18 protein-coding genes and 2 pseudogenes are annotated in these 21,895 nt (G+C 53.1%); 19 read left to right on the forward strand and 1 reads right to left on the reverse strand.

Annotated features, from left to right (window positions below):
- The first annotated feature begins 202 nt into the window (after window positions 1-202).
- The 15 genes and pseudogenes from LK436_RS04290 (at window position 203) to nagA (ending at window position 17,114) form a co-directional block, all read left to right on the forward strand.
- The gene (locus LK436_RS04290; RefSeq protein WP_008396414.1) at window positions 203-1,648 is read left to right on the forward strand and encodes a Wadjet anti-phage system protein JetA family protein; all 1,446 of its coding nucleotides are present in this window, start codon (window positions 203-205) and stop codon (window positions 1,646-1,648) included.
- Window positions 1,632-2,327 (forward strand): DUF4194 domain-containing protein, encoded by a 696-nt coding sequence (locus LK436_RS04295; RefSeq protein ID WP_008396413.1) that lies wholly within the window; start codon window positions 1,632-1,634, stop codon window positions 2,325-2,327. Before LK436_RS04290 ends, LK436_RS04295 begins: the two co-directional genes overlap by 17 nt.
- Window positions 2,324-5,749: an ATP-binding protein gene (locus LK436_RS04300; protein ID WP_008396412.1), complete on the forward strand. Its 3,426-nt coding sequence runs from the start codon at window positions 2,324-2,326 to the stop codon at window positions 5,747-5,749. The genes LK436_RS04295 and LK436_RS04300 overlap by 4 nt, the downstream gene beginning before the upstream one ends.
- Window positions 5,718-5,996, forward strand: coding sequence for a hypothetical protein (locus LK436_RS04305; RefSeq protein ID WP_044930717.1), 279 nt, complete (start codon window positions 5,718-5,720; stop codon window positions 5,994-5,996). Before LK436_RS04300 ends, LK436_RS04305 begins: the two co-directional genes overlap by 32 nt.
- Before the next feature lie 12 nt (window positions 5,997-6,008).
- Entirely contained in the window at window positions 6,009-7,142 is a 1,134-nt protein-coding gene (locus tag LK436_RS04310; protein WP_008396410.1) for an L-threonylcarbamoyladenylate synthase, read from the forward strand.
- A 91-nt stretch (window positions 7,143-7,233) separates the two neighbouring features.
- On the forward strand, window positions 7,234-7,764 hold the full coding sequence (locus LK436_RS04315) for a deoxycytidylate deaminase (protein ID WP_008396409.1): 531 nt from the start codon (window positions 7,234-7,236) through the stop codon (window positions 7,762-7,764).
- Entirely contained in the window at window positions 7,765-9,732 is a 1,968-nt protein-coding gene (locus tag LK436_RS04320; protein WP_008396408.1) for a B12-binding domain-containing radical SAM protein, read from the forward strand.
- A 70-nt stretch (window positions 9,733-9,802) separates the two neighbouring features.
- Window positions 9,803-10,435: pseudogene (nth, locus tag LK436_RS04325) on the forward strand (endonuclease III); the annotation flags it as partial.
- A gap of 154 nt (window positions 10,436-10,589) precedes the next feature.
- Complete coding sequence (locus LK436_RS04330; RefSeq protein ID WP_008396406.1) at window positions 10,590-11,345, forward strand: PolC-type DNA polymerase III; 756 nt, start codon at window positions 10,590-10,592, stop codon at window positions 11,343-11,345.
- 139 nt (window positions 11,346-11,484) lie between these two features.
- A complete protein-coding gene (locus LK436_RS04335) occupies window positions 11,485-13,032 on the forward strand; it encodes a VanW family protein (RefSeq protein WP_008396405.1) in 1,548 nt (515 codons plus the stop codon).
- 18 nt (window positions 13,033-13,050) lie between these two features.
- Window positions 13,051-13,662 carry an AIR synthase-related protein gene (locus tag LK436_RS04340; RefSeq protein ID WP_008396404.1) on the forward strand — a complete coding sequence of 204 codons (612 nt, stop codon included), beginning with the start codon at window positions 13,051-13,053 and terminating at the stop codon, window positions 13,660-13,662.
- Window positions 13,659-14,141 carry an Lrp/AsnC family transcriptional regulator gene (locus LK436_RS04345; RefSeq protein WP_008396403.1) on the forward strand — a complete coding sequence of 161 codons (483 nt, stop codon included), beginning with the start codon at window positions 13,659-13,661 and terminating at the stop codon, window positions 14,139-14,141. Before LK436_RS04340 ends, LK436_RS04345 begins: the two co-directional genes overlap by 4 nt.
- The gene (locus tag LK436_RS04350) at window positions 14,138-15,310 is read left to right on the forward strand and encodes an aminotransferase class I/II-fold pyridoxal phosphate-dependent enzyme (protein ID WP_008396402.1); all 1,173 of its coding nucleotides are present in this window, start codon (window positions 14,138-14,140) and stop codon (window positions 15,308-15,310) included. The genes LK436_RS04345 and LK436_RS04350 overlap by 4 nt, the downstream gene beginning before the upstream one ends.
- Window positions 15,311-15,386: 76 nt before the next feature.
- On the forward strand, window positions 15,387-15,878 hold the full coding sequence (locus LK436_RS04355) for a tRNA (cytidine(34)-2'-O)-methyltransferase (RefSeq protein WP_008396401.1): 492 nt from the start codon (window positions 15,387-15,389) through the stop codon (window positions 15,876-15,878).
- A 96-nt stretch (window positions 15,879-15,974) separates the two neighbouring features.
- On the forward strand, window positions 15,975-17,114 hold the full coding sequence (gene nagA / locus LK436_RS04360) for an N-acetylglucosamine-6-phosphate deacetylase (RefSeq protein ID WP_008396400.1): 1,140 nt from the start codon (window positions 15,975-15,977) through the stop codon (window positions 17,112-17,114).
- Window positions 17,115-17,260: 146 nt separating this feature from the next.
- Here the strand turns inward: nagA and nagB are convergent, their stop codons facing one another.
- A complete protein-coding gene (nagB, locus tag LK436_RS04365; protein WP_008396398.1) occupies window positions 17,261-18,004 on the reverse strand; it encodes a glucosamine-6-phosphate deaminase in 744 nt (247 codons plus the stop codon).
- Window positions 18,005-18,292: 288 nt separating this feature from the next.
- On the opposite strand from nagB, the gene LK436_RS04370 reads away from it, so the two are divergent.
- The 4 genes and pseudogenes from LK436_RS04370 (at window position 18,293) to LK436_RS04385 (ending at window position 21,840) form a co-directional block, all read left to right on the forward strand.
- The gene (locus LK436_RS04370) at window positions 18,293-18,988 is read left to right on the forward strand and encodes an N-acetylmannosamine-6-phosphate 2-epimerase (protein ID WP_008396396.1); all 696 of its coding nucleotides are present in this window, start codon (window positions 18,293-18,295) and stop codon (window positions 18,986-18,988) included.
- Between the two features lie 107 nt (window positions 18,989-19,095).
- The gene (locus LK436_RS04375; RefSeq protein ID WP_008396395.1) at window positions 19,096-20,022 is read left to right on the forward strand and encodes a dihydrodipicolinate synthase family protein; all 927 of its coding nucleotides are present in this window, start codon (window positions 19,096-19,098) and stop codon (window positions 20,020-20,022) included.
- A 20-nt stretch (window positions 20,023-20,042) separates the two neighbouring features.
- Window positions 20,043-21,336 (forward strand): annotated as a pseudogene (locus LK436_RS04380) (sodium:solute symporter family transporter).
- 51 nt (window positions 21,337-21,387) lie between these two features.
- On the forward strand, window positions 21,388-21,840 hold the full coding sequence (locus LK436_RS04385; RefSeq protein ID WP_044930818.1) for a YhcH/YjgK/YiaL family protein: 453 nt from the start codon (window positions 21,388-21,390) through the stop codon (window positions 21,838-21,840).
- Window positions 21,841-21,895 lie beyond the last annotated feature (55 nt).

Genomic DNA, 21,895 nt, shown 5'->3' on the forward strand with positions numbered 1-21,895 from the left:
CGACACCCGAAACAAAAAATGGTACAGCGCGAAGGGAAGATGTGGTATACTAGCGAGGAAAATGCATGCCATGCCTGCATGAGCCTGCATTTGACGAGCAGTCCCCCTACCCGGCAGGAGCAGGGCGCGCCCCGGCAGAAATCCGGATCCTTTCTTGCAGCCCCTTTACGCTCGATTACACCCCATTCAAAGGAGTCACCACATGAAACTTCTGAACGAAATCCCGTCCTCATTCTGGGGACTTTTCCGTTCCCCAAACAGGGAAATATATATAGAAGCCCTCTTAAAAATCAACGAAGAGTATCAGTACAGCAACTATTTCCTGAGCAGGGAGATGTGCATCCAGGTGCTGGGCGATTACTTTTCCAGGCGCCAGGTGGAGATTGAGAGAGAACAGGAGGAGGCTGAGGCAGATACCCTGGAGCCGCCGGCCACACGTATTCTCAACTGGCTGATCAGAACCAGGTGGCTGCGCCGCCAGGAGGATTTTGTCAACCTGTCGGTCAATATCGTCATTCCCGACTATGCCGCGGTCTTTATCGGCGCATTCGAGCGGCTGATCGGGGAGGAGGGAGACGAGGCGGACATCTATATCCAGAACATTTATGCCAACCTCTTCTCCTACCGGAACGATCCCCGGGCATCCATCGCCCTGTTAAACACAGCCCTTGTAAATACCAGAAGGCTTAACAAGACCCTTCAGGACATGCTTCACAACATGGACAAATTTTTTACAAGCCTGCTGGATCAGAAATTTTACGGGGAGCTGCTGCGGGAACACCTGGACGGATATGTGGAAGAGATTGTAAAGAAAAAATACCATATTTTAAAGACATCCGATAATTTCTACCTGTACAAGGCAGATATCAAGCAGTGGCTGAAGCTCCTCAGAGAGGAGCCGGAGTACCTGGAGCTCACCATCCGCCGGGGAGGAAAAAAGCTGGAGCTTTCAGAGGCAGTCCGCCTGCTCGATGACATTGAGAGAGGATTTGATGACATCGAACGCCGGATTGCCAACATGGACAGGGAGCACACCCGCTATGTGAGAGTTACAGTGAGCCGTCTCTACTATCTCTTAAATAAGGAAGAGGACACGAAAGGGCTGATTTTACAGCTTCTGAACCGAATGTCCCGGGAGGAGGATCCGGAGCCCCTTATCAGAAAGACGGCGGCCAGGATGAACCTTTCAAGAAGAGAGCTGCTCTCTGACAAATCCCTCTACAGGAAGCGAAAGCCCAGGGAAGCCTTCCGGGAGAAGCTGCAGCCGGAGGAGGCTCCCAAGGAGCTTTCCAGGGAAGAGCTTCTGAGCCTGAACCGGGTTTCGGCAAAATACACCAGAGAAGAGATTACAGACTTCATCAGAGAGCGGATGGAGGATAAGGCTGCGGCGATCACAGGAGACAGCGTCCGAAGCGAAGAAGATTTTGAAAAGCTGATCCTGGCCTATGATTACTCCTTAAAAAAAGAAAGCCCCTTCAGGACAGAGGGGGAGCCGGAGTCCATCGACAACGGAGCCTATGTGTTTCCGGCTCTTGTATTCAGAGAAAAGACAAAAGCGGGGGAGCCAGAGAGGCGCGCCGGGGAGGAGACGAAGGGCAGCTACCATACAGGAAAGGGACAGATAAGAGAAGATGATACCATATTTTAATGAGCTGCTTCAGGAGGAGCGGGAGGAGCTTACCCAGGCTATCCGGCTTCTGGAGCGGCAGACCTATGTGCTGGAGAGAAAATATGACAGGAAAACGGGGCGCTACCAGTATTCCGGTGTGTACAGAACCCTGGAACGCCACATGGAGTTTCTGCGGGAATACCTGGAAATATCCGGTATTTCTATCTATGAGGATATTCAGCTGGGTGTGATTTACATAAAAGGGGAGGCAGTCCTGGCAGAAAAGCTGCCGAAGCTCGCCACCCTGTACCTGCTCATCTTAAAGGTGATCTACGATGAGCAGATGACAGAGGCCTCCAACAGCCTTGCAGTCCACACGACCCTGGGAGAGCTCAGCGAGAGGCTCGGCGTGTTTGGCCTGACCGGGAGGACGGCTCCCACAGAAATCCGACGGGCGTTAAGCCTTCTGAAAAAGTATCAGATCATCGAGCCGCTGGATCTGATGGACGATCTGGATGGAAATATGCGGCTGATCCTCTATCCCACCATTAACCTGATCCTGACCGGAAACGATGTGAGAGAGCTTCTGTCAGAGCTTGGAGAAGGAGAAGGGCAGGACAGGCAGCTGACACGAGACACAGAAGAAGCGGCGGATAGAGAAGAAAACGAGACAGACGGGGAAGAAAATGAGACGGACGGAGAGGAGGATTCCAGATGAATGACAAGGGATTCAAGGCGCTGACGCGGATCTGCCTGAACAACTGGCACTATATCAGCCATAAGGTGCTGTCCTTAAACAGCGGGATCAACTTTTTCACCGGACACTCGGGGAGCGGAAAGTCCACGATCATTGACGCCATGCAGATCGTTCTCTATGCAAACACAGACGGCCGCGGGTTTTTCAATAAGGCGGCTGCCGATGATTCAGACAGAAGCCTGATTGAATACCTGAGGGGAATGGTGAATATAGAGGAAAACAACCGGTTTGCCTATCTGAGGAATCAGAACTTTTCCACGACAATCGCCCTGGAATTTACGGAGACGGAGGGCGGTGAGGCCCAGTGTGTCGGCGTGGCCTTTGACGTGGAGACGGCGTCCAACCAGGTGAACCGCCTGTTTTTCTGGCATAAGGGGAGACTGCCGGAGCATTTCTACCGGACTGCCGATCGCACCATGACCATCAGCGAGGTGAGAGACTTCCTGAAGAAAAATTTCACAAAGGAGGACAGCTTCTACGGCCCTCACAACGAGAGATTCCGCTCTCAGCTCTACAGCACCTATCTGGGAGGCCTCGACAAGGAGAAGTTCCCCCTTCTTTTTAAGAGGGCCATTCCCTTTAAGATGAATATCCGCCTGGAGGATTTTGTGAAGGAGTACATCTGTACGGAGGATGACATTCACATCGAAGATATGCAGGAAAGCGTCATGCAGTATGGGCGCATGAAGAAAAAAATCGACGATACGGTCCGGGAGATGGAGGAGCTCTCAGAACTGAATCAGGCCTTTCTGCAGGTCCGGGAGGCCGAGGGGGAGATGGAAGGGTATCATGCCCTTGCAAAGGAAATGGAGATTCTGGCCCTGAAGGGAAGAGTCAGGCGCCTTGGACGTGAGGCAGAGGCGGCAAGGGAGGAGGCAAAAAGACAGTCTGAGTCGAAAGCGCAGCTTGAGGAGCGGATTCAGGAGAAGGAAGCCGGGAGAGAGGAACTTCTGAAAAAAATCGCTTCCACCGGCTATGAGGATCTGAAGGAAAAGCTGAAAACCCTGAAGGAGCTGATTGAGCAGTACGAAAAAAGTGAGGCGAGGTTTCAGAAAACTGCCGCAGGCTTAAAGGGCTGGGAGGAGGCTGACTGCACTGCAAACCAGACCCTCTGGGACATCGAGGCCTTTGAGAAAAGAGAGATCTCAGAGGAGGGGCTTCACAGCCTGAAGCAGAGCATAGAGGCCATGAGGAAGGAGGCCGATGAGGAGAGAAAGGAGGCAGAGTCGGAGATACGCCGGCTGAAGCGGGCTCAGACGGAGGCGAGGGAGAACCTGAAGGAGTTAAAACAGGGGCGCAAGGCCTACCCGAAAGAGCTCCTGAATGCCAGAACCTACATTCAGAAACGCTTCCTGGAGGAGTTCCAGAAGCCGGTTCAGGTGGATATTCTGGCGGATCTTCTGGACATCAGGAGCGAGCGGTGGAGAAATGCGGTGGAGGGCTATCTGGGAGGCAATAAGCTGTCCCTGGTGGTAGAGCCAAGGTACGTGCGTTCTGCCATGCGCTTTTACAATGAGCTGGACAGAAGGGCCTATTACCGGGTGTCTGTGGTGGACACGGAGCAGGCGGTCAGGGACAGTCACCCGGTGCTTGACCATGCCCTGTCGGAGGAGGTGTCCGCTCAGACGGAGTACGTCCGGTCCTATGTGGATTTTATGCTGGGAAAGGTGATAAAGTGTGAGGGGATTGACGAGCTTCGCCAGTGCCGGATCGGCATCACCGACGACTGCCTTCTCTATCACAGCTGCCGCCTGCAGTATATAAACCCGGAAAATTATACGAGGGGAGCCTATATCGGCGCCCTGAGCATGAAAAAGAGAATTGAAAACCTGGAGGAGGAGCTTCGGGAGATTGGGGAGGAACTTAAGCCTCTGGAGGAAACCAGGCAGACCTGCGATCAGGTTCTGTCCCTGGAACCTCTTTCTCTGACTGTGTCTGAGTATGGGGAAATGTTTGAGGACCTGAAGAACCTGAAAAAGAAGAGGGCTGAGAAAAAACGCCAGGAGCAGGCCCTTCTCGAACTTTCTGAGGGACAGATAAGCGCCTGGGAGAAAGAGCGGGAGGAGCTTCAGAAGGAGATAGAGCAGGACCGCGGGGCTTTGAAGGCCCTGGAGGAGAACCTCTGGAAGCTGAATCGTGATATTCAGGGCAGGGAAAAGCAGAATATAGAGCTTCAGGGAGAGCTGTCACAGAGGGAGAGAGAGCTTTCCGAAATGAAAAAAGAGATGGAGGAAAAGAGCGGAACCCATGCTCTCGAGCAGTTTGAAGCGAAGAAGGAGGAGGCCCTGCTGTCAGCTTTTAAGGCAGTTCCGGACGGCTATTCCACGGCAGAATACGCCCTGGAGCGGCCGGCTCAGTGCGAGAGGCTGAGGGAGACCTTTGAAAACCTGGAAAGAGAGTCAGGAGAGCGCAGAGAGAGCCGCTTTGAGAGGCTGGAAAAGCAGCGGATCGAGTACTTAAGGCGCCATCCTGGCCGCCGCTTCTCGCCCTCCGACAGAGGAAATGAGGAGTACGACAAACTTTTGGCGGAGCTTTCCTGTGACCGCCTTTCAGAGTACAGGGAGAAGGCGGCCGAGCAGGCCAGAACGGCAGTGGAGCACTTTAAGGATGACTTTATCTTTAAGATAAGAAGCGCCATCAAGGAGGCCTACCACCGGAGAGACGAGCTGAACGAGATTATCAGCTCGCTGGATTTCGGAAAGGATAAGTACCGTTTTGTCATCGAGAAAAACAGGGGGGCTGACGGAAAGTATTACGACATGTTTATGGATGAGGCCCTGGAGATTAATCCGGCCAGTCTGAGCCAGAACATGGACAACCAGATGAATTTCTTCACCATGGCCCACGAGGACCGGTACGGGGCGATGATGAACGAGCTCATAGACATTTTCATTCCGCCGGATCAGGCCGCCGCCAGGGAGCAGGAGGAGGCCAGAAGGCAGATGGAAAAGTATGCAGATTACAGAACCTATCTTTCCTTTGACATGCAGCAGATTATCGAGGGGGAGGAGACCATGTACATTCCATTGAGCCGGATGATCAAGAAAAACTCCGGCGGAGAGGGGCAGAACCCCTTCTATGTGGCACTCTTAGCCAGCTTTGCCCAGGCCTACCGCATCAACCTGCCGGCCCGGTTCAGAAGAAACACAACCATCCGCCTGGTGGTGCTGGACGAGGCCTTCTCCAAGATGGATGCGGAAAAGGTGGCAAGCTGTATCCGCCTGATCCGCGGCCTGGGCTTCCAGGCGATCATCAGCGCCACCAACGACAAGATCCAGAACTACCTGGAAAATGTAGACAAGACCTTCGTGTTTGCAAATCCGGGAAAAAAGTTTATCTCCATTCAGGAGTTTGAGAGGAAGGAGTTCGGGGAGCTGGAGTAAAAGAAAGAAGGGCAGAAGAGAGGCGAGGCAGAAAAAAGGAGGGTTTTCAGTTCCGGGAAAGTCACTGAAAACCCTCCTTTTTTCTGATGGATTTACGCAGCTGTTCGCCGGGGAGAAAGGGAAAAAAGGGTTTTGGAGGAGGATGAGATGTCCTTTGCCCTGTCTTGCATGGGCCTTTTTCATGTGCTATGATAGGGAGAAAAAGGTGAACAGAGTTAAAGAGCAACACGGAAGAGAGATAGAATAAAGAGGTTGTACAATGGAACAGAAGAAGACGAGGGTGGTGAGAATCCACGAGGAGTACAGGAAGAAAAAGGAGAGCGAGGCCTTTGAGGCGGCGTTTGGAGCCGCAAACGGGGACGGCGGGCTGACCCAGGAGGACAGGGCGGTTCTTGCTGAGGCGGCTGCTGTCCTGCGGGAGGGAGGACTGGTGGCCTTCCCCACAGAGACGGTTTACGGCCTGGGAGCAAACGCGCTGGATGAGACGGCGGCCAGGAGAATTTACGAGGCCAAGGGAAGACCCTCCGACAACCCGCTGATCGCCCACATTGCAGATTTTGAGGCCCTTGCCCCTCTCACGGCGGAGATACCGGAGGCGGGGAGAAAGCTGGCTGAGGCCTTCTGGCCGGGGCCTCTCACCATGGTTTTTAAAAAGAGCGGGGTGGTGCCCCACGGCACCACGGGAGGTCTTGAGACAGTGGCTGTCAGGATGCCAAGCGATCCGGTGGCCAGGGAGCTGATCCGCCTGGCGGGAGTTCCCATAGCGGCGCCCAGCGCCAACACCTCTGGCCGTCCAAGCCCCACCAGGGCGGAGCATGTGCTTCAGGACATGGATGGGAAAATCGAGATGATTGTAGACGGAGGGCCTGTGGGGATCGGCGTAGAGTCCACGATTGTAGATGTGACCGAGGAGATTCCGACGCTTTTAAGACCCGGAGCCGTCACGATGGAGATGCTGAGAAGCGTTGTGGGGGAGACTGCGGTTGATCCGGCGATCACCGGCCCCATGAGAGCAGATATAAAGCCAAAGGCTCCCGGAATGAAGTACCGCCACTATGCTCCGAAGGCGGATCTGACGCTGGTGGAGGGAGAGACAGACGCAGTAGTGTCCCGCATCAATGCCCTGGCGGCAGAAAAGCTCGGTGCAGGCCAGAGGGTGGGAATCATCTGCACAGAGGAGACGAAGGACCGGTATCCGGCAGGCATTTTAAAAAGCATCGGAATGAGAGCCAACGAGGCCACGGTGGCCCACAACCTGTACGCGGTTCTCAGAGAGTTTGACGATCTGGAGGTGGACTGCATCTTCTCAGAGAGCTTTCAGGCCGACGATCTGGGACAGGCAATCATGAACCGCTTAAACAAGGCCGCCGGATACCACAAGATTCAGGTGTAGGGAGATCAGAAGACCGGGGAGAGATGCCGGGGAAATTCCGGGGACAGACCCCGGCCGCAGTTTCGCAGACAGGAAGGAGAAGAGAGGAAAAATGGAGCAGACAGCAAAAATCAGGGGGGACTTTCATAAGTCAGAAAAGCGTCAGGATTATATCACATGGGATGAGTATTTTATGGGGGTTGCCAAGCTGGCAGCCATGCGTTCAAAGGATCCCAGCACCCAGGTGGGGGCCTGCATTGTCAGCAGCGACAATAAAATTCTGTCCATGGGGTACAACGGGTTTCCCATCGGGTGCTCCGACGACGAGTTTCCGTGGGGAAAGGAGCATGAGACAGACGATCCATACAACGCTAAATACCTCTACACGACCCACAGCGAGCTGAATGCGATTTTAAACTACAGAGGGGGAAGCCTTGAGGGGAGCAAGCTGTATGTGACCTTATTTCCCTGCAATGAGTGCGCCAAGGCCATTATCCAGGCAGGAATCCGCACCCTGGTCTATGACAGCGACAAGTACCAGGACACTCCTTCTGTGCGCGCTTCCAAGCGGATGCTGGATGCAGCGGGGGTAAGATATTACAAGTACAGCCATACGGGGAGAAAGATTGAGGTGTGCCTGTAGATGAAGTTTTTGCTGGCAGCAGTCAATGCGAAGTACATTCACTCGAACCTGGGCATTTACAGCCTGAAAAAATATGCGGACAGCCGTCTTAAGCAGTCAGGGGAAAAGCAGGAAAAAGAACCCTCCGGTGGCGGCCCCGCCTGGGAGATTGAGATTGGGGAGTACACCATTAACCACCGGACGGATGATATTCTGAGGGATATTTACAGGAGAGCGCCTGACGCTGTGGGCTTTTCCTGCTACATCTGGAATATCCTCTATATAAGAGAGCTGGTGCACGACTTAAAAAAGATCCTGCCGGATACGGAAATCTGGCTCGGCGGGCCTGAGGTGTCCTACAGGGCTTCGGAGCTTCTGAGGGAAGAGCCTTATGTCCGCGGGATCATGGCAGGGGAGGGGGAGGAAACCTTCTATAGACTTCTCAGAGCTGCCGGTGAGAGGACCTCTGCGGGAAGCATCTGGAAGGATCAGGCCCTCTCTCTCATTCCCGGTCTTGTGTTCCGGGCACTGGGCGCGGACGGCGAAAACCGGGAGGACGGCAAAAATCGGAAGGACGGCGAAAACCGGGAGGATGGCAAAGTCCGGGCTGAGGCGGAGATTGTGGCCACGCCTCCCGCCCCGCTTCTGGATCTGAATGAAATCCCCTTTGCCTACGGAGATCTTCAGGGGCTGGAGCACCGGATTATCTACTATGAGAGCAGCCGGGGCTGCCCGTTTTCCTGCAGCTACTGCCTGTCTTCTATCGACAAATCCGTGCGTTTCCGGGATCTGGAGCTGGTGAAGGAGGAGCTTGCCTTTTTCCTGGAGAAAAAGGTGCCCCAGGTCAAGTTTGTGGATCGGACGTTTAACTGCAGAAAGAGCCATTCCATGGCAGTCTGGCAGTTTATCCTGGAAAATGACAATGGTATTACCAATTTTCACTTTGAGATCTCGGCGGACCTTCTGTCTGAGGAGGAACTGGCCCTCCTCTCAAAGATGCGCCCCGGGCTTGTGCAGCTGGAGATCGGAGTGCAGACAACAAATCCCAGAACCATAAAGGAAATCCGCCGGAAAATGGATCTTGGCCGCCTGCAGAAAAACGTGGAGAAAATAGGCAGCTTTCACAATATCCACCAGCACCTGGATTTAATCGCAGGTCTGCCCTTTGAAGGCTTTGAATCCTTCCGCCACTCCTTCAACGAAGTCTTTGCCATGAGGCCGGAGCAGCTCCAGCTGGGCTTTCTGAAGGTGCTGTCCGGCTCCCATATGATGGAGATGGCAGCAGAGTATAGCCTCCGGTATAAGGAGGCTCCGCCCTATGAGGTACTCTCCACCAGATGGCTGTCCTACGGGGAGCTGCTCCGCCTGAAGGGCGTGGAGGAGATGGTGGAGACCTACTACAACAGCGGTCAGTTTGAAAATACCCTGGAGGCCCTCGCACAGGAATTTGACTCTCCCTTTGACATGTTTTCGGCCCTTTCCGTGTATTATGAGGAAAACGGGCTTTCTGCCGTCAGCCACAGCCGGCTGGCCAGGTATGAGATCCTGTTTCGCTTTATCGGGGAGCTTCTGGAAAAGAAGAGGGCAAGATATGAGCAGAAAACACCTGAGAAAGAGGGAGGGGACGAGGCGCCAAGGGAACTGCCGGCAGGTCAGGAGCGGCTGGAGGAATACCGGGACCGGCTGATCCTGGACGTATACCTGAGGGAAAACGCCAAAAGCCGTCCGTCCTTTGCCAGAGATCTGTCGCCCTTCAGGGAGGCGGTGAAGGCATTTTTTATAGAAGAGGGAAAAAGCCGCCGCTATCTGAAAGGATATGAGGAATACGATTCCAGACAGATGGGAAAGATGGCCCATATAGAGGTTCTGAGAGAAGGAACGATGGTGCTGTTTGACTACCTTCACCGGGATGCCCTGCTTGGGAATGCGAAGATCTTTCAGGTGGGACAGCTGGGAGAGGTAAGAAGGCAGGAGGAAGCAGAAGTATAGAGGCGCCGGACAAACGCAGCTCACAGACAGAGAAAATAAAGAAATTGCACGAAAAAGGGGAACAGACAGTTTGAAAAGGGAAACGAAAGCACAGAGAGAGGAGAGGGTAGCGCGTATTCTGGGGCTGCTTGACCAGGAGTACGGGACGGAGTACCGCTGCTATCTGAACCATGAAACGCCGTGGCAGCTTTTAATTGCTGTCATTATGAGCGCCCAGTGTACAGACGCCAGGGTGAATCTGGTGACGGAGAAGCTGTTTAAAAAGTACGACACACTGGAAAAATTTGCAGCGGCAGATATCCGGGAGCTGGAACAGGACATCCACTCCATTGGATTTTACCACTCCAAGGCAAGGAATATCATCGCGTGCTGCAGAGCCTTAGTGGAGCAGTTTGGGGGAAGAGTTCCGGAAACCATGGAGGAGCTGACCTCCCTGGCGGGAGTGGGCAGAAAGACTGCCAACGTGATCCGGGGAAACATCTACAATGAGCCGAGCATTGTGGTGGACACCCACGTAAAGCGGATCTCCAGGAAGCTGGGGCTTACGAAGGAGGAGGATCCGGAAAAAATCGAGTATGCCCTCATGAAGGTGCTGCCAAGGGATCACTGGATCCTCTGGAATATTCACATCATCACCCTGGGCAGGACCATCTGTACGGCCAGAAACCCCAGGTGCAGGGAGTGCTTTTTAAGATACGACTGCCCCAGCGCCGGCGTCATCCCCGTCCCTGCCTCTCCAGGCTCCGCCGGCAGGAGGAAAGGCACATCTGAAAAAGGAGAGGGCAGGAAAAATGCCTCTGGAAAGCGTACCGCCAGAGAACAGGCAGAACAAAAAAATACAGGCAGGAAAAAATCAGATGGAAGAAAAGAATCAAAAGACAGCTGACCCGGTTTCTTTCGGGGATTCCTACGCGGCCATTGACCTGGAAACCACAGGTCTTGATCCGAAGCGCGACAAGATTATCGAGGTGGGCGCCTGTCTGGTAGAGCAGGGAAAGGTGAAAAGGGAGCTTTCATTTCTTATTAATCCCCACAGGGAGATCTCAGAGCGGGTGGAACTCCTCACAGGAATTACAGGCAGGATGGTAGAGCATGCGCCAGGAATCGAGGAGGTGATAGGGGAGATCGCTGCCTTTGTAGGAGAGCTTCCCCTGTTAGGCCACCATGTCATCTTCGACTACAGCTTTTTAAAGCATGCGGCGGTGAATGCCGGGCTTCCTTTTGAAAAGAACGGCATAGATACCCTCTCCCTCTGCCGGCGTTTTATGCCGCCGGAGGAGAAAAAGAACCTGTCAGCCGCCTGCGGCTGGTTTCAGATTCCCCGGGAAACGGCTCACAGGGCGCTGGCAGACGCAAAAGCTGCCCACCTTCTCTACCAAAGTCTCAGAGACTGCCACTTTCAGGAAAATGAAGAGGCCTTTGCTGCAAAACCTCTGATTTACAAAGTAAAAAGAGAGCAGCCGGCCTCAAAAAGACAAAAAGAAGGCTTGCGGGAATTAGCAAAATATCATAGAATAAATCTATCTGTTGACATAGAGTATCTGACGCGCAGTGAAGCGTCCAGGCTCACAGATAAAATCATACTTAACTATGGAAGAATGAAAAAGAGGTGAGATATATGTTTATGGGGAATAATAAATCAAAAAAAATCTTCACTACAGTGATGGTTGTCATTATTCTCGTAACCATGGTAGGAGGAACCGTGATTGCAGGTCTGTCCTCGTTATTCTAGGCAGAGGGAGTTTGGAAAGTATGAAAGGGAATGTTCGGATTGCCGGTCTGGCAGCTCTGCTGTCAGCCGGAATTTTATTTATTGCGCCGCAGGACGCAGCCGCCGGAGTTCTTCCCCAGGGATTTTCGGTGAGCGGATCCGGGGAGAAGAGCTTCGACCTTTCCGGCATGACGGCCAGCGAGGCGGAGGCGGAGCTGGAAACTTATGTTAATTCACTGGCAGGACAGCAGGTTTCCATTGCCATAGACGGAAACAGCCTGGCCTCCACAGCGGCAGATCTGGGTTTTTACTGGGAGAACAGGGAGGAGATCGGCGCAGAGCTGGAGAAATACGCTGGCGGCAACCTTCTGGAGCGGTTTGTCCATGTGAAGGAGCTGGAAGACGGCGGCGCCGGCCTGTCTGTGGAGACGTCGCTTGATGACGGAAAGCTGCAGGCTTTTGTAAATGACAACTGCGCCCCCTATGTAAGGGAGGCGAAGGATGCCTCTGTTTCCAGGGAGAACGGGGCCTTTGTCATCACAGATGAGGTGACAGGGCTTGCCGTAGATTTGGAGGCCACGAAGGCGGCTCTCGATGAGGCGTTAAATCAGGGGCTTTCCGAGGGCGTATCGGTGGAGGCCGTGGTGACAGAAACACAGCCCCGCATCAGGCGCGCGGATCTGGAAACCATCTCTGACGTGCTGGGAACCTTCAGCACGAATTTTAACGCAGGTGACAGGTCGAGAACCCAGAATTTAAAGACCGGGGCGGCCAAGATAAACGGAGCAGTGCTGATGCCGGGGGATCAGTTTTCCGCCTATGAGTATCTGACACCGTTCACCATAGAGAATGGCTATGCAGCCGCCGGTTCCTATGAGAACGGCCGGACGGTGGATTCCATCGGCGGCGGTGCCTGCCAGCTGTGTACGACCCTGTATAATGCAGTCCTTCGGGCTGAGCTGGAGGTGACCCAGAGACAGAACCACTCCATGACCGTGGGGTATGTGAAACCATCTGAGGACGCGGCCATTGCCGGAACCTACAAGGACCTGAAATTTAAGAATAACTATGAGACTCCGATTTATATTGAAGGAAGCGTTTCCGGAAGTACACTTACTTTTACAGCCTATGGCAAGGAGACGAGGCCTGCAAACCGCACCATTGAGTTCGTGTCAGAGACACTGGGAACGATTGATCCCGGCGCCCCCACAGAGAAGGTGGACAATTCCCTGGCGCCCGGAGCAAGGGTGAAGGAGTCCTCCGGCCATATCGGGAAGAAGTCAAGGCTCTGGAAGGTGGTCTATGTGGACGGAGTGGAGACAGAAAGAGAGATTCTCCACACGGATACCTACATGGCTTCCAAGGCGGTGTACCGTATCGGCCCGGCAGCTCCGGCAGTGACAGAACCGACCGTTCCGGCAGAGACACAGCCGGCGCAGACGCAGCCGGCAGAGACGCAGCCGGCAGGCCCGGCAAGCGACTCCCAGGGCCCGGCAGGAGAGGCGGTAAGCCCTGTTTCACCTGCGCCTGACGGGGCAGCCCAGAGTCCGGCGGCTCCGCCCTCAGATCCTGTAAGCCCGGCGGCTTAGAGGAAGGGGAGGAAAGGCATGAACAGACATCACAGCAGAGAAGAAAAAAAGAGGCCCGGCTTTCTTAAGCCGGGCCAGGATTTAATTGTGGCGGGAAGCATCGGTCTCACCGGCGCCGCAGCAGCTGCGAGGGCCGGTGAGAAGGCTCTCAGGGAACGTTTTTCCGCTTCCTATGCAGAGCGGCTTTTAAGCCTTGACAAAGATGCAGAAAACTTTGCGCAGAACAGACTTGGGGAAGCTTTTTTCCGGGAGGCAGGGGTGACGGAGGCAGAACCGGCTGAAGACGGAGGCATTATGAACAGCCTCTGGAACCTGCTGGAAGCCTATGGGCTTGGATGTACCATAGAGCTTCGCGCCATCCCCATTCTTCAGGAAACGGTGGAGGTGTGTGAGGTATTTGACATAAACCCGTACCGGTTAAGCTCCGGCGGATGCCTTCTCATGGCGGCGGACAACGGGTTTTCGGCGTTAAACGCTCTCAGGAAGAGAGGCGTTGAGGGAGCCGTCATCGGAAAAGTGGAGAAAGGGATCGCAAGGCGGATCCTGAATGGAGAGACAGAGACGTTTCTTGACCGGCCAAAGCCGGATGAGATAGAGAAAATTTTAAATCAGCGGGAGGTAAAAGTATGAGAGAAAAAATTTTAGCGGTCATCGAGAAGAACAGCCGGATCAGCACAGCGGAGCTGGCGGAAATCCTTGGGGAGAGCGAAGCGGCAGTCGCGGCGGAGATCGCGAAAATGGAAGAAGAACATGTTATCTGCGGTTACCACACCCTGATTAACTGGGACAACACGGAGGAAGAGAAGGTGATTGCCCTGATTGAGGTGAAGGTGACTCCCCAGAGACAGATGGGCTTTGACAAGATTGCGGAGAGGCTTTCCCAGTACAGCGAGGTGAAATCAGTGTATCTGATGTCCGGGGCCTATGACTTCACCGTTATCCTGGAGGAAAAGACCATGCGCGGGGTGGCCCAGTTTGTATCTGAAAAGCTGGCGACCATCGATTCCGTCATCAGCACGGCCACCCATTTTGTACTGAAAAAATATAAAGACCATGGGACTGTCTTGAGTGACGGCCCCCAGGATGAAAGGATGTTGATTAACCCATGAGAAATCCGTTATCAAGTACAATCGTGACGATTCCGCCGTCAGGAATCAGGAAATTCTTTGACGTTGTCAATGAGATGGAGGGAGCCATCTCTCTGGGAGTGGGGGAACCTGACTTCGACACTCCGTGGCATGTGAGAGATGCGGGCATCCGCTCTCTTGAGATGGGAAAAACCTTCTACACCTCCAATGCAGGACTCAAGGAGCTGAAGGTGGAAATCTGCAATTACATGAAGCGGCGGATGAAGGTGGAATACAATTACAGCAGTGAGGTCATGGTCACCATCGGAGGCAGTGAGGCCATTGACATCGCGCTGCGGGCCATGCTGGATCCGGGCGACGAGGTGCTGATCCCTCAGCCCAGCTATGTGTCCTATGTGCCGTGCACCATTCTGGCCGGCGGAGTTCCTGTGGTGATTGAGCTGGAGGCAAAGGATCAGTTCAGGCTCACCAGGGAAAAGCTTCTGGAGAAGATTACGCCCAAGACGAAGATCCTGATTCTGCCCTTCCCGAACAATCCTACGGGCGCCATTATGGAGAAGGAGGATCTGGAGGCCGTCGCCCAGGTGGTGAGGGAGAAGGATCTCTTTGTCATCAGCGACGAGATCTACGCGGAGCTGACCTACGGGAAAAAGCATGTGACCATTGCCTCCCTTCCTGGCATGAGGGAGAGAACCGTTCTGATCAACGGCTTTTCCAAAGCCTATGCCATGACCGGGTGGAGAATCGGCTACGCCTGCGCGCCTGAGCAGATCTTAAAACAGATGTTAAAGATCCACCAGTACGCGATCATGTGCGCTCCTACCACCAGCCAGTATGCGGCAGTGGAGGCGATCAAAAACGGGGACAGCGATATTGAGGAGATGAAGCGCTCCTACAATGAGAGGAGAAAATACCTGTTAGGAGAGTTCCGATCCCTGGGAATGGACTGCTTTGAGCCCTACGGAGCCTTTTACATGTTCCCCTGTATCAAGCGCTTTGGCATGACCTCGGAGGAGTTTGCCACCAGGCTTCTCAGGGAGGAGAAAATTGCTATAGTGCCGGGAACTGCCTTTGGCGACTGCGGAGAGGGCTATCTGAGGGTATCCTACGCCTATTCCATGGAAGATCTGAAGCGTGCGATCAGAAGGATCCGACGGTTCGTAGTCAGGCTGGACACTGTAGGGCGCTGAGAAGCCCACAGGCAGGAGAAAGAAACGCTGCAGATATGCGGCGGGAAAACAGAACAGAAGCAGAGGTTGACGTAAGATGAACATAGTGCTTTATGAGCCGGAGATGCCGGCCAATACGGGAAATATCGGGAGAACCTGTGTGGCTACGGGCACGCGGCTTCATCTGATAGAGCCGCTGGGTTTTAAGCTGAGCGAGAAGGCTGTAAAACGGGCTGGGCTGGATTACTGGGACAAGCTGGATGTGACGGTCTACAGCGATTATCAGGATTTTCTCGACCGAAATCCAGGGGCAAAAATCTATATGGCTACCACCAAGGCGCCCAATGTCTACACAGAGGCCAGCTATGAGCCGGACTGCTATATCATGTTCGGCCCCGAGAGCCGGGGAATCCCGGAGGACATCCTGGTGAAAAATCAGGAAACCTGTGTCAGGATTCCCATGTGGGGCGATATCCGCTCTCTGAATCTGTCAAATTCCGTTTCCATCATTCTTTATGAGGCGCTCAGACAGAACGGCTTCGAGAAGATGACCATGCAGGGGCATCTGAGAAATTACGAGTGGGAATAGAGGACAGGAGACAGAAAGCGGCAGTTCTGCCGCCGCGAAAAATGGCTGAAAAGGCAGAGCGCAGATGGGAAGTCAGACACGAAAAGGAGGAATAGTATGATTCTTCAGAGTAAACGCGTATGGATCGGAGGGCAGTTCCTTCCGTTCCAGCTTGAGATTGAGGACGGCGTGATTTCACGGGTCCTGGCCTACGGAGAGAGAGAGGCCGACGAGGACTGGGAGGAGAAGCGGATTGTACCGGGGTTCATTGACGTACACACCCACGGCGCCTACGGCTTTGACACAAATGACGCAGAGCCGGAGGGACTGAAAAACTGGATGAGAAGGATCCCTGAGGAGGGCGTTACCTCCATTCTTCCGACTACCGTGACGCAGATGCCGGACGTTCTGACAGCGGCTGTCAGAAATGTGGCGGATGTGATGGAAGGGGAGTATGAGGGCGCGGAGATTCTCGGAATCCACTTCGAAGGGCCGTTTCTGGACATGGAGTACAAGGGGGCTCAGCCGCCGGAGGCCATTGCAGTGCCAAGCGTGGAGCAGTTTAAAAAGTACCAGGAGGCGGCCAGAGGCCATATCCGCTATATCACCATCGCGCCGGAGCATGACAAAGATATGGAGCTTCTGCGCTATCTGGCAAAGACAGGCGTTGTGGCCAGTATGGGACATTCCTGCGCAACTTATGAGCAGGCCATGGCAGCCATCGCAAACGGAGCGAAATCCATGACTCATGTGTACAACGGGATGACGCCGTTTACCCACAGAAAGCCGGGGCTGGTAGGAATTGCATTCCGGGTGAGGGATATTTACGGTGAGATTATTGCGGACGGCCATCACTCCGATGTGTCCGCCCTCAACAATTTTTATCAGCTGAAGGGACGCGACTTTGCCATGATGATCACCGACTCCCTCCGGGCTAAGCACTGCCCTCCGGGAGGAAAGTACCAGCTTGGCGGCCATGACATCGAGATCAGCAGGGAGGGCCTTGCCTATCTGAAGGGCACGAACACCATCGCCGGAAGTACCCTCCATATGAACAGAGGGCTTCAGATCCTGGTGGAGAAGGCCATGATTCCATTTGACTATGCGCTCAACTCCTGCACCATCAACCCGGCCAGATGCCTGGGCGTGGACGACAGGAAGGGAAAAATCTGCGCAGGATACGATGCGGATCTTGTGGTTCTGGAAGATAACTACGATGTGGCCCAGACGTACTGCAGGGGAAAGAAAATGCTGTAGAAATTTGCATGAAATAAGAAAGAATCCTGCTTTGCAGGATTCTTCGCCTGCGGCGGGCCGCGAAAGCGGCATTCTTGCTGTTATTAAAAAAGGCTGCTGCGGAATGAAAATTCCGACAGCAGCCTTTTCTGATGAAAGGACCGTTTTTAGATGGCACCCTTCTCCTTAGCCAGGGAGAGAGCGTCCTCGTCAGCGATGATCACCACATCCGGGTGAAGCTGAAGGACAGAGGCCGGAACGTGAGGCGTAACCGGGCCGAAGCAGGTGTCATAGATGGCCTGAGCCTTGCCCTTGCCGGAGGCCAGGAGAAGAATCTTCTTTGCGGCCATAATATTTCCGATGCCCATAGTGTAGGCCTTCTTCGGAACCTCGTCGATGGAGGCAAAGAAGCGTGCGTTTGCCTCGATGGTGCTCTGAGTCAGGTCCACGCAGTGGGTTTCCACGATGAACTCCTCGCAGGGCTCATTGAAGCCGATGTGTCCGTTGCCGCCGATTCCGAGAAGCTGCAGGTCAACGCCTCCCATGGCCTGGATCTGAGCGTTGTAGTCTGCACAGGCTTTGTCAGAATCCGGCTCAAGGCCGTTTGGAACGTGGGTGCGCGTCTTGTCAATGTTTACGTGATCGAATAAGTGGTGGTTCATAAAATACCGGTAGCTCTGATCATTGTCGCCGGAGAGGCCCTTGTACTCGTCCAGATTCACAGAGGAAACCTGGGAGAAGTCAAGGATCCCCTTCTCATAGCGGTCTACCAGCTCTTTGTAGGTTCCCTCAGGAGTGGAGCCTGTGGCCAGGCCCAGCACACAGTCCGGTTTTACAAGGATCTGGGCAGCGATCAGATCGGCTGCCCTGCGGCTCAATTCCTCATAATTCTCAGTTCTGATAATTCTCATGATTGAAATCTCCTTTATATGGCAATCTATATTCTGTTAAACCCATTATAAACGAAAAGAATATGTTTTTTCAATGGGAATTAAAAATTGAAAGGACTTTCAAAAACTATGCATTTTCCACAAAAAGAGGTGGAGTATTTCAGGAAAAAGAGAGGTAAAGTTCTGGTTTTCGTGAAAGAACTTTCAGAAGATCGTTTTTATATTAAAAAAAATTTCAGCAATGCTATACTAAGGCCACAAACGGAATAAAGCAGGCGAGAAAGCTGCTGAACACGGAAAGGGAGCGGAATGATGGATAAATGCTTAGAGAGACTGAGAGGGCATCTGATTGTATCGTGTCAGGCACTGCCGGAGGAACCTCTCCACTCTTCCTTCATTATGGGAAGAATGGCTCTGGCAGCCATGCAGGGCGGAGCCTCTGGAATCAGGGCGAACACGAAGGAGGATATAGCAGAGATCAGAAGAAACGTCGATCTGCCGATTATTGGAATTGTAAAGAGAGATTATGAGGACAGCCAGGTATACATTACTCCGACCATGAAGGAGATCGATGAGCTGATGGAGGTGAAACCGGAGATCATAGCCGTTCAGGCCGGCATTGAGCTGAGACCGGAGGGAAAAACGCTGGATGAATTTTACCGGGAAATCAGGGAAAAATATCCAAATCAGCCTCTGATGGCAGACTGCTCCACTATTGAAGAAGCCCTTCATGCAGATGAACTGGGATTTGACTTCATCGGGACAACCATGGTGGGCTACACAGAGCAGAGCCGGGGAGACAGGATTGAGGCCAATGATTTTGAGATCATACGGACGATTCTGGAAAAGGTAACGCACCCGGTCATTGCCGAGGGAAATATCAACACGCCGGAAAAAGCAAAGAGAGTGATTGAGCTTGGATGCTTCAGCGTGGTGGTGGGCTCCATTATCACCAGACCCCAGGTAATTACAAAGACGTTTACAGACGCACTGGCCGGGAAGTAGGCAAAGAGCCTGGCAGCGGCGCCGCTGCTTTTTGGGAGAGAAAAGGCGGCACAGGAAAGATAAATGATTTCGCAGGGTGGCCAAAGAGGCCTGAAAGGAAGGGTAAAATGAGAAATTTAGACAAGTACAGAGGAATTATTCCGGCGTTTTATGCATGCTATGACGATAATGGCAACGTGAGCCCGGAGCGGGTGCGCGCACTGACACAGTATTTTGTGGACAAGGGAGTAAAGGGCGTATATGTAAACGGCTCCTCCGGTGAATGTATCTATCAGAACGTGGAAGAGAGAAAAATTATCATTGAGAATGTTATGGCAGTGGCTAAGGGAAAACTCACGGTAATCAACCATGTGGCCTGCAATAATACGAGGGACAGCATAGAGCTGGCAAGACACTCCGAGAGCGTGGGAGTGGACGCTATCGCATCCATCCCTCCCATTTACTTCCGCCTTCCGGAGTACAGCATCGCTGCCTACTGGAACACCATCAGCGAGGCAGCTCCCGATACAGATTTCGTCATCTACAATATTCCTCAGCTTGCCGGCACAGCTCTGACCATGAGCCTGTTTGCAGAGATGAAGAAGAACCCGAGGGTGGTTGCAGTCAAGAATTCTTCCATGCCCACACAGGACATCCAGATGTTTAAGGCTGCCGGAACAGCAGACGGAGAGGACTTTATCGTATTCAACGGCCCCGACGAGCAGTTCGTAAGCGGGCGGGCCATTGGTGCAGACGGCGGAATCGGCGGAACCTACGGCGTGATGCCGGAGCTGTTCCTGAAGCTTAATGACCTCATTAAAGCCCATGAGAATGAGAAGGCCTGTGAACTTCAGCACGCAGTGAACGCCATTATCTACAAGATGTGCAGCGGACACGGCAACATGTACGCAGTTGCAAAGGAAATGCTCCGCATTAATGCAGGTCTTGACATCGGAAGCGTGCGGGAGCCTCTGACAGGATTAAATGATGCTGACAGAGAAATTGCTGTGGAAGCAGCGGCAATGGTAAGAGAAACAATCCAAAAGTACGTGTAAAATAGCACGGGGGAGAGAAAATGCAGGGATTCACAGTCATAGACTTAGTCATTCTGGTTGTCTACCTGGCAGCCGTATTGTTTGCAGGTCTTCATTTCTCTAAAAAGGAGATGAAGGGAAAAGAATTTTTTAAGGGAGACGGAACCATTCCATGGTGGGTAACCTCCGTTTCCATCTTCGCCACGCTGCTCAGCCCGATTTCCTTCCTGTCTCTGGCAGGAAACTCCTATGCGGGAACCTGGATCATGTGGTTCGCCCAGCTTGGTATGCTGGTTGCCATTCCGCTGACCATCAAATTTTTCCTGCCGATCTACAGCAGGCTGGATATTGATACGGCCTATCACTATCTGGAAATCCGGTTTGGAAGCAAGGGGCTTCGGATTCTGGGCGCGGCTATGTTCATTATCTACCAGGTGGGACGTATGTCTATTATCATGTACCTTCCCTCCATGGTTCTGTCACAGCTTACAGGCATCAACGTCAATATCCTGATTATCGTAATGGGCGTGATTGCAATTATCTATTCCTATACAGGAGGACTCAAATCCGTCCTCTGGACAGACTTTATCCAGGGAAGCGTCCTTCTGGTAGGCGTTACCTTCGCCCTTATTTACCTGATTTCAGGAATCGACGGAGGCTTCGGCGCCATTATGCACGAGTTTACGGCGGGAGGAAAATTCCTGGCTGCAGACCAGCCGATCTTTGACCCGAACCTGTTAAGGGACAGCGTGTTCCTGATGATTGTGGGCGCAGGATCAGATTTTTGCATCCTACATTGCATTCCAGCTTCCGGTGGGAATCACGGGACTTCTTCTGGCAGCGATTTATGCGGCTTCCCAGTCTACTCTGTCCACAGGCCTCAACTCAGTGGCAACCAGCTGGACTTTGGACATTCAGGAGAGGCTTACGAAGAAGGAGCTGAGTTTTGAGACGCAGACGAGAATCGCCCAGTTTGTATCTCTGGGCGTCGGTATCTTCTCCATCGCTGTCTCCATGATTCTGGCAAACGGAGAAATCAAATCTGCCTATGAGTGGTTTAACGGATTCATGGGACTGGTACTGGGAATTCTCGTGGGAACCTTTATTCTTGGAACTTTTACGAAATGTGCAAATACAAAGGGCGCATACGCAGCCTTTGTGGTGGCCTCCATTGTGATGATTGCCATTAAGTACATGACGCCGCCAGGTGCAGTATCTATCTGGTCCTACTCCATTATCTCCATCGCTGTGTCCCTGATTGTGGGCATCCCAGTCAGCCTGGCGACGAAGAAAGCAGGGGAGGAACCGCCGGAGCATACGACCATTTACGGCTAGTGCCGGATGTGGTATTCTGTCAGTGAAAACAGAAAGAGAGAGGGAGACAGTATGATATTTGGAAATATCAGGGATCTGGGGGACTATGGTTTTCTGCCGGACGCCGTTAAGAAGTGCTTTGACTATGCAAAGGAGCACGATTTAAAGAGCTTTGATAAGGGAAGCCACCCCATTGACGGGGACAGACTGTTTGTCAATATTGTGGAGTACGAGACAACAGTCCCGGAAAACCGTTTCTGGGAGGCCCACAGACAGTATCTGGATCTGCACTTTATGCTGGACGGGACAGAGCAGATCGATCTGAACTTTATCGACAATATGGTTCAGAAGGAGTTTGTGGAGAAGGACGATTTCCTTCCATGCGAGGGAGAACCCAACAGCCATGCGGTTCTGACAGAAGGAGATTTCCTCATCTGCTATCCGAAGGACGGGCACAGGACGGCTGTAGCCGCCGGCGGAGTGAGCCGGATGATCAAAAAAGCAATTTTTAAAATTCAGATTTGATCCCCGAGAGGGGAGCAGGGGGCTTTTTCAGGCCCCCTGTTTGAGCATGTGCGGT

Source organism: Clostridium sp. M62/1, from assembly GCF_020736365.1.
Classification (GTDB): Bacteria; Bacillota; Clostridia; order Lachnospirales; family Lachnospiraceae; genus Otoolea; species Otoolea saccharolyticum_A.